Origin of the sequence: Corynebacterium sp. MC3 (assembly GCF_900099485.1) — a bacterium.
Lineage (GTDB): Bacteria > Actinomycetota > Actinomycetes > Mycobacteriales > Mycobacteriaceae > Corynebacterium > Corynebacterium pseudogenitalium.
The window spans coordinates 1-13,100 of record NZ_LT622816.1 but is presented as its reverse complement, the minus strand read 5'-3'; the positions used below and the strand labels follow the sequence as shown (position 1 = coordinate 13,100).

10 protein-coding genes, 1 other RNA gene and 2 pseudogenes are annotated in these 13,100 nt (G+C 66.6%); 3 read left to right on the top strand and 10 right to left on the bottom strand.

Going from position 1 to position 13,100, the window contains the following annotated elements; translation table 11 throughout:
* From BQ4436_RS09015 to thrC, 3 genes are read right to left on the bottom strand one after another with little or no spacing between them, the layout of a single operon-like run.
* Positions 1-1,026, bottom strand: coding sequence for a trypsin-like serine protease (locus BQ4436_RS09015; RefSeq protein WP_083329527.1), 1,026 nt, complete (start codon positions 1,024-1,026; stop codon positions 1-3).
* Complete coding sequence (locus tag BQ4436_RS12280) at positions 1,016-1,159, bottom strand: hypothetical protein (protein WP_168156175.1); 144 nt, start codon at positions 1,157-1,159, stop codon at positions 1,016-1,018. Before BQ4436_RS12280 ends, BQ4436_RS09015 begins: the two co-directional genes overlap by 11 nt.
* A gap of 3 nt (positions 1,160-1,162) precedes the next feature.
* Entirely contained in the window at positions 1,163-2,608 is a 1,446-nt protein-coding gene (gene thrC, locus BQ4436_RS09010) for a threonine synthase (RefSeq protein ID WP_070976476.1), read from the bottom strand.
* Between the two features lie 71 nt (positions 2,609-2,679).
* Between thrC and BQ4436_RS09005 the strand changes: the two genes are divergently transcribed.
* Complete coding sequence (locus BQ4436_RS09005) at positions 2,680-4,008, top strand: MFS transporter (protein ID WP_070976475.1); 1,329 nt, start codon at positions 2,680-2,682, stop codon at positions 4,006-4,008.
* Here BQ4436_RS09005 and BQ4436_RS09000 read toward each other — a convergent pair.
* The 4 genes and pseudogenes from BQ4436_RS09000 to glnA form a co-directional block, all read right to left on the bottom strand.
* Positions 4,005-4,316: a hypothetical protein gene (locus BQ4436_RS09000; RefSeq protein WP_070977112.1), complete on the bottom strand. Its 312-nt coding sequence runs from the start codon at positions 4,314-4,316 to the stop codon at positions 4,005-4,007. The genes BQ4436_RS09005 and BQ4436_RS09000 overlap by 4 nt on opposite strands.
* A 15-nt stretch (positions 4,317-4,331) precedes the next feature.
* Positions 4,332-5,396: pseudogene (locus BQ4436_RS08995) on the bottom strand (bifunctional glutamine-synthetase adenylyltransferase/deadenyltransferase); the annotation flags it as partial.
* Between the two features lie 185 nt (positions 5,397-5,581).
* Positions 5,582-7,561, bottom strand: a pseudogene (locus BQ4436_RS08990) (bifunctional [glutamine synthetase] adenylyltransferase/[glutamine synthetase]-adenylyl-L-tyrosine phosphorylase); the annotation flags it as partial.
* 16 nt (positions 7,562-7,577) lie between these two features.
* Positions 7,578-8,912, bottom strand: a complete 1,335-nt coding sequence (gene glnA / locus BQ4436_RS08985; RefSeq protein ID WP_070977110.1) for a type I glutamate--ammonia ligase — start codon at positions 8,910-8,912, stop codon at positions 7,578-7,580.
* 106 nt (positions 8,913-9,018) lie between these two features.
* Between glnA and BQ4436_RS08980 the strand changes: the two genes are divergently transcribed.
* A complete protein-coding gene (locus tag BQ4436_RS08980) occupies positions 9,019-10,569 on the top strand; it encodes a CYTH and CHAD domain-containing protein (RefSeq protein ID WP_070976473.1) in 1,551 nt (516 codons plus the stop codon).
* A gap of 30 nt (positions 10,570-10,599) precedes the next feature.
* On the opposite strand, the gene BQ4436_RS08975 is transcribed toward BQ4436_RS08980, so the two are convergent.
* On the bottom strand, positions 10,600-10,803 hold the full coding sequence (locus BQ4436_RS08975; protein ID WP_070976472.1) for a hypothetical protein: 204 nt from the start codon (positions 10,801-10,803) through the stop codon (positions 10,600-10,602).
* Between the two features lie 37 nt (positions 10,804-10,840).
* Between BQ4436_RS08975 and BQ4436_RS08970 the strand changes: the two genes are divergently transcribed.
* A complete protein-coding gene (locus BQ4436_RS08970; RefSeq protein WP_070976470.1) occupies positions 10,841-12,034 on the top strand; it encodes a hypothetical protein in 1,194 nt (397 codons plus the stop codon).
* Positions 12,035-12,036: 2 nt separating this feature from the next.
* On the opposite strand, the gene rnpB is transcribed toward BQ4436_RS08970, so the two are convergent.
* An RNA gene (gene rnpB, locus BQ4436_RS08965) (RNase P RNA component class A) lies at positions 12,037-12,450 on the bottom strand.
* A 40-nt stretch (positions 12,451-12,490) separates the two neighbouring features.
* Positions 12,491-12,997, bottom strand: coding sequence for a histidine phosphatase family protein (locus tag BQ4436_RS08960; protein ID WP_083329526.1), 507 nt, complete (start codon positions 12,995-12,997; stop codon positions 12,491-12,493).
* Positions 12,998-13,100: the final 103 nt, after the last annotated feature.

The window sequence follows — 13,100 nt, the reverse complement described above, 5'->3', positions numbered from 1 at the left end:
TCACCACTGCTGTTCGACCCACTGGGCGTCCGGCACGACGCGCTCGATGACGCTCAGAATTTGATCAACGTTGGAGTAGGACATCATGATCGGGTCCTCCATGCCTTCCCAGCACTCCTCCCCTGAACGGTCGGCCTCCGTCCCGGAGACTACGCCGATGATGGTGGCCCGCCCGTTCACATCGGCGAAGACGGGGCCGCCTGAGTCGCCGGAGGAGGCGCACACACCTGCGATGTCGCCGCGGGACTCACGTTGTTCTTCGTCGTCGTGGGCGGTCACGATCTGGACGCGGCTCGCGGCCTCGAAGTGGCCGCAGGTGTAGCCGGTGGTTCCGCCGGTCTTGCAGACGCGGTCAACGGGGCCGATGTCGGCGCCGATGCCGGTTGGGATCGGGTCGCCGACGAGCGGCACAGCGCGATCCGTGTCGTAGATCTCGATAATGCCGACGTCGATGCGCTCCGCCTCTGGGTCCTCTACATCAGGGGTGTAAAGCCCGGAGTAGATAAACCTACCGACTTCCTGCGAGTAGTCGTTCGTGTCCGAGGCCCCTTTCGGCCACACGAGGTGGCCTTCACGCCCGCAGTGCCCGGCGGTGACGGCGTAGGAGCGGCCGTCGGAACCCGAGAAGGTGAAGGCGACCGTGCAGGACTGCGCGGTGAAGCGCTCCCCCGGCTCCGGGTAGTGGTCCGTGGACTGGATCAGCGAGCCCGGCGCCCACGGTGCGAACTCGGGCACCAGGATCCGGTTGCCCGTTGCCGCGGCAGGCGGTTGCTCCCCGGGGCGCTGGACGGCCTCCTGGGCTTGGCGTTCCTCGGCGGTGCGCGTATCTATTTCAGAGGTGTGCAGGCCCAGCCACACCACCATCCCGACCAAGCACAGCGCGGTGACGATGACGGTAAACCACGCGCCACCACCCAGCCCGCGTCGAGGCGCCGGCTGCCCTAGCGGGGCGACCGGCTCCGGGAACGTCCACTGTTGCCCGTCTTCGGGCTGGTATTTCTTGGCGAGGTCGCCGCTACTGCTCATCGCCCGCTTCATCGTCAGCGAAGGCGGGGTCGCCCTTGGCAGCTTCTTCCTTCTGAATCTTCATGTCTCGGATGAACTTCTCGGGGTCGAACTCGGTGAAGTACTCCGGGCCTGCGAACTGTTCCTGTGCCATGTGCTACTTCCCTTCGATGGAGTCTTGGATAAAGGCCTTCACGGCGTCTGCGTCATTCGGCAATTCGGTGACGTGCCGTGGTTGGTCCATGATGCCACGGAAGCGCTCGGGCACCTCCGGCTGGGTGCCGGTGGCCTCGACGATGGTCTCGGCGAACTTCACCGGCAGCGCGGTCTCAAGCACGACGACCGGGGTATCGACGTCGCCACTCACGGCGCGGGCGGCGTGGACACCGTCGGCGGTGTGCGGGTCAATCAGCACGCCGGAGCGCTCGTGGACCTCGCGGATGGTCGCCACGCGGTCAGCGTGGGTGGACGAGGAGGAGCAGAAGCCGAACGCGTCGCGGATGCGGTCGAGGACGTCTGCGCCGCCGAAGTCCTCGGCGTCAAAGCCTCCGCTGTTCACTTTGGTGCCGAAGAGCTCGCTGGTCAGCGCGGCGTCTCGCCCGACGGCGTCGAACATCATGCGCTCGAAGTTCGACGCCTTCGAGATATCCATGGACGGCGAGGACGTTGCCTGGGTCTCTGCCGCGCTGCGCGGGCGGTACTGGCCGGTGCGGAAGAACTCGTCGAGGACGTCGTTCTCGTTCGTAGCCACGATCAGGCGGTCAACTGGCAGGCCCATCCGCTTGGTGATGTAGCCCGCGCACACGTCGCCGAAGTTGCCGGTCGGCACCGAGAAGCTCACCTTCTGCGAGTTGTTCTCGGTCACGCGCAGGTAGGTAGAGATGTAGTAAACCGTCTGGGCCAACAGGCGTGCCCAGTTAATGGAGTTGACGGCGCCGATGGCGTACTTCGCCTTAAAGTCGGCGTCGCCGTTGACGGCCTTGACCACATCCTGGCAGTCGTCGAAGACGCCGTCGAGGGCGATGTTGAAGATGTTCGGATCGTCCAGGCCAAACATCTGGGCCTGCTGGAATGGCGTCATCCTACCAGCTGGGGTGAGCATAAACACGCGGATGTTGTCGCGGCCGCGCATCGCGTACTCGGCAGAGGAGCCGGTATCGCCGCTGGTAGCGCCCAGGATGTTCAGGTGGCGGCCGCGGCGGCCAAGCTCATACTCGAAGAGCTCGCCGAGCAGCTGCATCGCCATATCCTTAAACGCCGCGGTTGGCCCCTCGGAGAGGTGTGCCAGCCACAGGTCGTCCTCGAGTTTGGTTACGGGGACGATGGCGGCGTCGTTAAATACGGGGGTGCGGTAGGCGCGGGCGGTGATCGCTTCGATGTCGGCGTGCGGGATGTCGTCGATAAAGAGCTTGAGCACCTCGGCGGCGAGTGCCGCGTACCCGCGCTCGGCGAGCAGCGTGCGCCAGCTGTCGAGCTGCTCGGGGCTCAGCTGCGGGTACTCCACGGGAAGGAACAAGCCGCCATCCGGGCTTAAGCCCGTGAGCAGGATGTCGGTGAACTTGTAGGTTGTGCCTGCGGTATCGCGCGTTGAAATGTAATCCACGGTTGCACAGTCTACGTGACGCACCGGACCCGCATGCCGGATTGCGCAGCCGAGGGAGTACCTTGTACCGCATGCCCCATTCCAACTCCCCTGTCTCCCAGACCAACGATCCACAGCAGCGCGTCACCCGGCGCGCCCTTTTTGTGTGGTTCGGCGCAGTCGCGGTGTACGTAGTCGCCATCTTGGGCCGCACGTCCTTCGGCGTCGCGGGAGTTGAGGCGATCGACCGCTTTGGTATCGACGCCTCTCGCATCGCCGTGTTCACCGCAGTACAGGTTGGCGTGTACTCGTTGGCGCAGATCCCGACCGGGGTGCTCATCGATAGGCAGGGTCCGCGCTTCATGCTGATCGTCGGCGCGCTCGTGATGGCGGTGGGCCAGATCCTGCTCGGGTTTACGTCCTCGTACCCTGTCGCGCTTGCGGCGCGCGTACTCATCGGCGCGGGCGACGCCACGGCGTTCCTGGCAGTGATGCGTATCCTGCCGAGCTGGTTCCCGCCCCGTAAGACGCCGCTGTTTACGCAGCTGTCCACTGCGATTGGGCAGATGGGTCAGTTCCTGTCCGCGGTGCCGTTCTTGGCGCTGCTGCACGCGAAGGGCTGGCAGGTCGCGTTCGTCTCGCTCGGTGCGGTCGGGGTGTTCGTGGCGCTCGCCGCGGTGGTCGCGGTAGCGGACGCTCCCGCGAAGCCTGGCGAGGAGGCTGTGGCCAAAAGTGCAAAGGTGCCGCTTCGCACCACGCTCTCGACGGTGGTGCGCTCGCCGGTGTGCTGGGAGGCTTTCTTCATCCACGGATTTTCCATCTTCCCGATGATCACCTTCACCCTGCTGTGGGGTGTGCCGATGATGACGCTCGGCATGGGCCTGAACGAGCAGGAGGCCGGCACGGTGCTCATCGTGCTGACGGTGTGCATGATCGTCGCATCGCCGGTGCTCGGTGCGGTCTCTGCGCGCTTGGGCGTGCGCCGCGACATGGCGGTCATCGTGCTGTGCTCACTGACGCCGCTGATGTTTTTGTGGTTCTTTTCGACGTCCACTCCGCGCGGCTTCGGCGCGATCCTGGCGGTGGTGATCGTGATGGGCACGGTGGTGCCCGCGTCCAACTTCGGTTTCGATAACGTGCGCGAGCACGTGCCGCCCGCCATGGTGGCGACCGGCACCGGCCTGGCCAATATGGGCGGGTTCACATCCTCCATGGTCGCAGCCCAGGCGGTGGGGATTTTGCTGGACCACTCGGCAGATTCGGTGCAGTACACGTGGGAGGACTTCCAGTACGCCTGGATCGCGGTCTACGTGCTAGCAATCCTGCTGATGGTGGGCCTGCTCGTGGCACGGGCGAAGGCGCAGCCGCAGATGCGCCGACTCAAGATCGTCGAGCAAGCGCCACCAACGAAGGCAAACTAGCGCCGCGGGGGTTCCTGGCGCCCGGTCAGGATGTCAACGACGGAGCGGATGGCGGCGTCGCCAAGCTGCGGCAGCGCCGAGGATCCGGGCGTGGAGACCGTGGTCGGCCCCTCGCCTTCGCGGGTGCGCTCGGGCACGCGCTGCTGGTGTGCATCCGCGCTCTCTGGCTCCACGGCGATGCTCAGCGTGGAATCTGCCAGTTCGAGTTCGGTGTCGGGGGTGACGCCGGCGACGCGGGCGGCGTCGACAAGCGCGACGAGGTCCGCGAACGTTGCGTGTTCAAGGTCGATTGCAATCTGTACAGCCATGGGCACCAGCATAAGTTATTCGAACTCAAGCGACGGGGTCTCGCCCCAAAACACCTCCTCCACCACGCGGTATGCGCGGCGGGTGGTGCGCCGGTAGTCCTCCAGGAACTGCTGTTGGTGCTCCGGGCTGTAGCCCGCGGAGCCTGCGACGGGGCCGAGCTGCGTGCCCGGCGCGGGCAGCTGGTCGGTGCGCTTGCCGGTGACGAGCACGATGGCGTTGCGGGCCCTGGTGGCCATCAGCCATGCCTCGCGCAGTTGGCGTGCCTGCTGTGGCGCGATGACCTGCGGTAGGTCGTCGTCCGGGTCGACGAGGTAGTCGAGCGCCTCCAGCGTGGAGGTGGTGTGCAGCGCTGGGTGGGTGTGCGCGTGCATCATGGTGAGCAGCTGCACGGTCCACTCGACGTCGGCGAGCGCCCCGCGGCCCAGCTTGGTGTGGGTGGCGCGGTCCGCCCCTCGCGGCAGGCGCTCGTTGTCCACGCGCGCCTTGATGCGGCGGACTTCCCTGATGTCGCGCTGGCTGGCGCCCCCCGGCGGGTAGCGCACCGGGTCGATGACGCGCAGAAAGTCCGCACCGAGGTCCCGGTCACCGGCGATGGTGACGGCGCGCAGCAGCGCCTGGCGCTCCCACACCTCGCCCCACTCGGTGTAGTAACGCTCGTAGGACTCCACCGTGCGCACCACCGCGCCAGAGCGCCCCTCGGGGCGCAGTCCGAGGTCGACCTCGAGGGGTGGGTCGGCGCTCGGCTTGGCCAGGCGCGCGCGCATCGCCTCAATGACCTTGGCGGCCCACACGGTTGCTTCGTGGTCGTTGTAGCCCTCGTTGGCTGCGGCAACCACCATCACGTCCGCGTCCGAGCCATAGCCGAGCTCCGCCCCGCCGAGTCTGCCCATCCCGATCACAGCGATGCGCGCCGGCGTTGGGCGCTCGGGGTCCTGGTGCTGGGCGCGCATCTCTGCGGCGAGCGCGGCGCGCAGAACGGCGTCCCACACGTAGGTGAGCTCCTCGCAGACCTGGCGCACCTCCATGAAGCCGAGCAGGTCGGCAGCGGCGATGCGCGCGAGCTCCGCCCGACGCAGCGAAACCCAACCCTATCGCCCTACACACCTCCCTCCCGACTCCCTATCCCCACCCCGCCCCGACCTGTCCCCCGCGGCTGCAAGCTCGACCCGCGCCCTCGGATGCTCTTGAGAGAAAGCTCCCCTGCCCCCGCACCCTGTCGCATGAACACATCGTGAGGTGAAAAAGATACCGCCCGACGCAGCGAACGCGCCACCGACACCGCGCGGTCCGGGTCCTCGTAGCGCCCGGCGGCTGCGACGATCGCCTTCTCCACTTGGTCGGGCGCCGCCTCGATGAGGCGCGGACCCGAGGAGCCGTCGCCAAAGAGTTTGACCACCTCAGGGGCCGCGATGATCAGTTCGGAGGCGTACGGGCTGGTGCCCAGGATCTGCATGAGGCGCTGGCTGACCACGCCCTCGTCGCGCAGCATGCGCAAAAACCAGCTCTTATCCTCCGCCGCCTCCGAAAGCTTGCGGTAGTTCAACAGCCCCGCGTCCGGGTCCGCGGTGCCACCCAGCCAGTGCATGAGCGACGGCAGCAGGATCGCCTGCAGCTTCGCCCGGCGCGAGGTGCCCTTCACCAGCGCGGTGAGGTGGTCGTGGGCGCGCGCCGGGTGGCGGTAGCCGAGTGCGGCGAGCTGGGCCTTGACGGCGTCGGCGCTCAAGGTAGCCTCGCCGTAGCTCAGGTTCACCACCGCGCTAAGCAGCGGACGGTAGAAAATGCGTTCGTGCAGGTTGGCCACGGTGAACCGGACCTGCTTGAGGCGGGTGCGCAGCGCCTCGGTCGCGGTCGCGCGTGGGCCGGTGCGGAAGCCTGAGGTGCGCGCGAGCCACCGCAGCGCTTTCGCGTCGTCGGGTTTGGGCAGCTGGTGGGTGCGCTTGAAGCGGGTGAGCTGCAGTCGGTGCTCGAGCAGGCGGAGGAACTCGTAGGCGTCGATCAGCTTGGCGCCGTCCTCGCGGCCGATGTAGCCGCCGTCGGTAAGCACCTGGAGCGCGTCGACGGTGTTCTTCACCCGAATGCTTGGGTCGATGCGCCCGTGCACGAGTTGGAGCAGCTGGACGGCGAATTCGACGTCGCGAAGCCCGCCGCTGCCCAGCTTGAGTTCGCGCTCGCGCAGGTCTTTCGGCACGTGCTCGAGCACGCGCCTGCGCATCGCCTGGACGTCCTCGACGAAGCTTGTGCGTTGCGACGCCTCCCAGACCAGCGGGCGCAACGCCGCGATGTAGCGCTGCCCCAGCTCGGCGCTGCCTGTCATCGGGCGTGCCTTGAGCAGCGCCTGGAACTCCCAGGTCTGCGCCCACCGTTTGTAGTAGGCCAGGTGGCTGTCGACGGTGCGCACGAGCGCGCCGGACTTGCCCTCGGGGCGGAGGTTGGCGTCGACTTCGAAGAAGCACGCGGTGCCAAGCTGCATCACGGTGCTGGCGGTCTTGGTGGCCGGGGCAGTGGCTGGTTCGGCGACGAAGATGACGTCGACGTCGGAGATGTAGTTCAGCTCGCGGGCGCCGCACTTGCCCATCGCCATGATCGCGAGGCGGGAGTCGGGGTCGTCGTCGCCGTAGGTTTCGCGGATGGCGACGGCCAGCGCTGCGGTCAGGGCGGCGTCGGCAAGCGTGGTGACGTACTCGGTCACCTCGCGGTAGCCCACCTCACCTGCGAGGTCCGAGGCGGCGATGCGCATCATGAGGGTGAGGTAGTGCTCGCGAAGCGGTGCGGTGGCGCTGGCGTGGCGCGACCACTCCTGCCCCGCGCGGTAGGTGCCGGGGGTGGTCAGGTCCTCGCTTGCTGTGTCGCCCTCGAGGCCCGCCGGCGCGGCGTCGACGGCCGCGAGCATCGTGCGGAAGAGCTCCTCACTGCCTGGGAGCGGCTCGAGCAGGCTGCACCAGCGCTGCGGGTGCGCCACCAGGTGGTCGGACAGCGCCGTGGAGCCGCCGAGCAGCGCGAACAGCCGGGTGCGGAACTGGCCGTCGGCCGCCAGGTGGGACTGCACGTCCTGCCAGGATGGGGCGTCGTCAAGCGCGCTGAAGAGACGGTAGAGCGTGTTGAGCGCCAGGTCTGGATCGCCGGCGTCGGCAAGCGCTGCGAGCACCTTCGCATCCGTGATGCCGAGCGTGGCTAAGTCCTCGGCGGCGCGGGGGCTGGTCAGCCCGAGCTTCGCAGGGTTCGGCAGGGGTGCTGCTGCAGACATGGTGCTCCTTTGAGGCCTAAAGGTCGATGCCGTGCTCGAGTTCCCACGGGGTGATCTGGGAGGTATAGGCGTGGTACTCGTCCCACTTCGAACGCAGGAAGAACTCGAAGACCTGCTCTCCGAGCACCTCTGCCATGAACTCGGAGCGCTCCAGGTGGCGCAGCGCCTGGTCGAGCGAGTTCGGCAGGTCGCGGTACCCCATCGCGCGGCGCTCCCGGCGAGTCAGCGCGAATACGTCATCGCGGCTTGGCTCGTCGAGCTCATACTCGCCCTCGATGCCGCGCAGGCCTGCTGCCAGCACCGCCGCGTACGCAAGGTAAGGGTTGCAGGCGGAGTCCAACGAGCGGACCTCGATGCGGCGCGAGTCCGCCTTGTGCAGGCGGTAGGTGGGCACGCGCACCATCGCGGAGCGGTTGGAAACGCCCCACGTCGCCGCGGTCGGCGCCTCCGAGCCGAACTGGAGGCGCTTGTACGAGTTGACCCACTGATTGGTCACCGCGGAGATCTCGTTGGCGTGCTCGATGATGCCCGCGATGAACTGGCGGCCCGTCTTGGACAGCGAAATCTCATCGTCCGGGTCGTGGAAGGCGTTGGTCTCCCCCTCCCACAGCGAGAAGTGGGTGTGCATCGCGGAACCATCCATGTCCGCGAACGGCTTTGGCATGAACGTGGCGTGCACGCCGTTGGCCTCTGCGACAGTCTTCACAATGTAGCGGAAGGTGACCACGTTATCGGCCATGGTCAGCGCGTCGGTGTGCCGCAGGTCGATCTCCTGCTGGCCGGCGCTGGCCTCGTGGTGGGAAAACTCGGTGACAATGCCCATGTACTCCAACGCGGCGATCGCCTGGCGGCGCAACTTCGGCGCCTCGTTGCGCTTCGCCTGGTCGAAGTAGCCGCCCTTGTCCGCCGGCACCGGGTCCTCCCCAGGCATGTTCTGCTTGAGCACGTAGTACTCGATCTCGGGGCTGGCGTTGAACTCGAAGCCTAGCTCGCGCGCGTGCGTCATCTGGCGGCGCAGTACCTGGCGCGGGTCGGCGTAGAGCGGGTCGCCGTCCGGCATGGTGATGTCGCAGAACATGCGGGCGGTCTGCAGGCCGGTGCCTTCGTCGAACGGTAGCGGCTGGAAGGTGGAGGGGTCCGGGCGCAACAAGGTGTCGGACTCGGAGATGCGGGAGAAGCCCTCGATGGAGGAGCCGTCGAAGCCCACGCCCTCGTCGAAGGCGGCCTCAAGTTCGGCGGGGCTCATCATGACGGTTTTCAGGGATCCGAAAATGTCAGTGAACCACAGGCGGATGAACGCGATGTCGCGCTGTTCAACCATGCGAAGTACGTTTTCCTGTTGCGTGTCCATAGTGTTGTACCCTACTGCGCCTGCGCTCATGCCGCCGCGAAAGTGGGCGAACGCGTTAGACTTTGCGGTGACCGCACATGCTTCGTGTTGAAAGTAGGGCTTCGCCGTGGCTGCACCACATGAGTACATAGAAATTGAGATCAAGTTAGCTGTCGACGACTCCACCGCCGTCCCCGACATGCGGCAGCTGCCGGGGGTGTCCGCGCTCGCGAGCACGAGCCACCAGCAGCTCTCCGCAATCTACTACGACACGGCTGACCTGCGCCTGACGCGCGAGAAGATCACGCTGCGCCGCCGCACGGGAGGCCCGGACGACGGCTGGCACATGAAGATTCCAGCAGGTCAAGGCCGCACCGAGCTACGCTGCCCACTGCAGGACCCGCACACGGTCCCGCAGGAGCTTGTCGACGCCGTCCGCGCCATCGTGCGCCGCCACCCGCTGCAGCCTATCGCCCAGGTGGACAACCACCGCGTGGAAACCATCCTCGCCGACGAGGAAGGCCAGCCCGTCGCCGAGTTTTGCGACGACCACGTCTCCGCCCGCTCGCTGCTACCAGGGGGCTCGCACACCACTTGGCGCGAGTGGGAACTCGAACTCACGGAGCAGGTCGCGGGCACCAACGCAGGTGCGTCCCTGCTGCGCCAGGCGGAGCGTTACCTGCTCTCCTCCGGCGCTCGCCCGTCCTCCTCGCCGTCGAAGCTGACGTCCGCGCTCGGGGACTCGTTGGCGAAAGCTCCGCTGCCTCCGCACCTCACCGAGGCACACCTGCCTGCGGATTCCCCGCTGCATTCGCTGTTAACTTCCGTACGCACGCTTCGTGACACCATCGTCCACGGCGACCGCGCCGTACGCGCCGACCAGTGGGACTCGGTGCACCAGCAGCGAGTGGCAATCCGGGAGCTGCGCTCCATCCTGCGCACCTTCGACGGGCTCGTGCAGGGCGATGCGTTTTCGAAGATCGAGAAGGAACTCAAGCACGTCGCGGGCGTGCTCGGGGTGGCGCGAGACGCTGAGGTGGTGCACGCCCGGTGGTTGCAGCTGCTCGACACTGACGACTCCGGCTGCATGGATGATGCTGCCGCAGCCCACCTGCGCGAGGATATGCACAGCGTGTACAAGCTCGCGCACCGCAACATCGTCAACATGTGCAACAGCGACGCCTACCTCAACCTTCTCGACGCCATCGATGAACTCATCGCGAACCCTCCCCAGGTGCGCGAGGGCATCAAGGACAACGACGAAGCCCTGGCGCGCCACGTGCGCAAGGCATATAAGAAGCTGATGAAGCGCCACGCCAAGGTCGACGACCGCTACCACGACACGTCATTGCCGCGCGCGAAGCGCGAGGCCTACGTACACGACGTGCGCAAGGCAGCCAAGCGGCTGCGCTACGCAGCGGCAGCCACCAGCGACCCGAAGTTCAAGCGCCTTATCAAGGCCTGCAAGCGCCTGCAATCGATGCTGGGTGATTTCCAGGACTGCGCGACCTCGCGCGAGGAGCTGCTGGTGCTTGCGAAGCTGGCGCGCCAGCGCGACGAGGACGTGTTCGCCTACGGCATGTGCTTCCAACGCGAACTCCGCGACGGTGAAAAGGCACTGCGCGGCTACTTCGGCGCAATCCGCGAAGTAAAGAAGGCAGCACAGAAAGCCCTGTAAGCCCTGTAAGTCCTGTTCGCGCAGTAGGGGCTACTTCTCCCAGGAAGGTGGGGTGCCCCAGTTGTCCTCGGCGGCCTCTTCCGCGTCCGCCTGCTGGTTACGCGCGGCCGCGATGCGCAGCGCATCCTCGGCTTCCTCGCGCGTCTTGTAAGGGCCCATGCGGTTTTCCCAGGACTGCACTTTGCCCTCGGTGATCTCGCCGGTGGTCGGGTTGTAATAGAAGTTTCCGCTCATGGCGCCCACCTTAGCGCCACGGGTATGGTTGTGCCCTATGAATGTCCAACAGGAGATGCGTGCTGCACATGCCCACCATGCTGGCTGCGCCCCCGACCACGTCGCTTCCGCGCCGGCAACGGTGGTGGTGGCTGGTGATGGCGTCGATAATTATGGCGGGGCGAGCATCATCGGGCTTGGCCCACAGCGGGTGTGTGCCGCGGTGAGCCGCAGGTCGGACGATGTCATTTCGCTCCAATTCACGCGTGCCGACGGCCGGATTCTCGCCGCGACCAGCACGCTGGCGGCACTCAACGCCCCTACCGCGGGCACCGAGGAAGCGCAGCTCGCGCACCGGATTACCGGGCTGATCCATACGCTGATCCACCGCCAGGTGCTTTCCCGCGAGACCACGGGAATGGACATCTCGGTGGTCTCCCACGTCCCGCACGGAGTTGGCCTCGGCGAGATTGCCGCGGCAGAAGCCGCCATCACGCTGGCGTGCGCCGGCGCCCACGACGATATCGACGCCCCTCCCCTGCGCACGAAGCTTGCGGAGGTCTGCGCACAGTCCGCCACCGCGTACGCCACGTCCAGCCCGCTGAAGGCGCGCTACACCGCGGCGCTTCGCGGCCACGGCACCACGCTGAACCTTGTGGAACAGGCAGACGGCTCGGTCACGCAGATCACCCACCCGGAGCGCCTTGGCCTGCGAATGTTCGTGGTGGCCAAGGAGCAGGCGGCGCAGCCGGACGCGTTCGCGGAGTCGATGCGGCGACGCCAGGAGTTCATCGAGACGGCAGCTGCAAACTTCGGCGTGGCCTCGCTGCGCCAACTACCGGACGCGACCGCGCGCGTGGTCCAGTGGGTGGAGGCCCGCCACACCGTTGGCGATAGTTCCGCACCGGATCCGAGGCGCGCACGCGCAGTGCTGCAGCGCTGTGAGGACGAAACGGCACGCGCACTGGGTGCGGCGCAGGCGTTGCGCTCGCAGCAGATCGATGCGCTGGTCAACGCGCTAAGCCCCCACGCGGGTGACGCCGCCGATGAGGCCCTGGCAACCCCGGCGCTGCTGAGCCAGCTCGCGTGCGAGTGCGGAGCGAGCGTCGCAAGACCAGCCGCACCTGGGGTCTCCCAGTCGGTGCTGGCGCTGGTGCCGGCGTCGAAAGCCGAAAACTTTGCCTCCCGGATGGAGGAGAACCTGCTGGTCATCCCGGTCACGACGGGTGAGGTTGGCAGGATCGAAGTGTAAGGCGAATGAGCCAGCCTATAAGCCGGATTCTGTACCCACGTCCGTAGGCGCGGGCGGCAACCATCCATCTGTGCGTCCCATCGCTGGGCGCATCAAGCAGCTACCTTCGGACTGGGCGGGCAGCCTCATCACGTCCGACGACCCCAGCCTTGCGGCTGCGGTTCTTGCCTTGCTCCCGGTGGGGTTTACCTGGCCACGCACATCACTGTGCATGCCGGTGCGCTCTTACCGCACCCTTTCACCCTTACCTACCCAGTTGCCTGGGTTGGCGGTGTACTTTCTGTTGCACTTGCCCGCGGATCGCTCCGGGTTGCTGTTAGCAACCACCGTGCCCTGTGGAGTCCGGACTTTCCTCGGTCCCCGCCAGCCACAACGCGTGTGGCGGTTCGGGGCGACGCGGTTGCCCGGCCGGCTCATTCGCACTGTGCCACTCTACAACACAGCGGCCGGTGCGCTTTATTTTCGGTGGTGGGCGACGTCGTTGACGCAGCGCACCACGCCCATCTCCCCGTAGAACTCCACCACAGAAATCGACGCCAAGTCCAGAAACAGGTGCTTGAACACTTCAGCGCTCACGTTCAGACCCTGGCGGATCACCGACTTGATCGGCGTGGTGTGCGCCACCAAGAGGATGGTTTTGCCTTCGTAGCGTTCCTGGACGCGCAGCCGGGCACGCGTGACGCGGCGGTGCAGCGATGCCAGCGACTCCCCGTTCGGCGGCGCGGTGGCGGCGGAGGCCTGCCACGCCTCGAACTCCTCGGGGTAGCGCTGCTGCGCGTCCTGCCTGCTGAGCGCCTCAAAGTCGCCGAAGTCCACCTCGCGGAAGCCCTCCTCGGTGACGATGTCCTCGTGCGCAATCCCGAGCGCGTCCGCGCAGGCCTGCGCGGTTTGCTGGGCACGCGCCTGCGGTGAGGCAACGATCACGTCGATGTGCCCCATCTCGGCGCTGTCCCTTCTCCACATCTAGATGGGTATACGCGACAGCTGTTCAACCATGCGAAGACCGGAAGAGCGTCGTGTAGGGAAACAGAGTAGATCTCGGTGGTCGCCGGCTCATTAAAAAAAA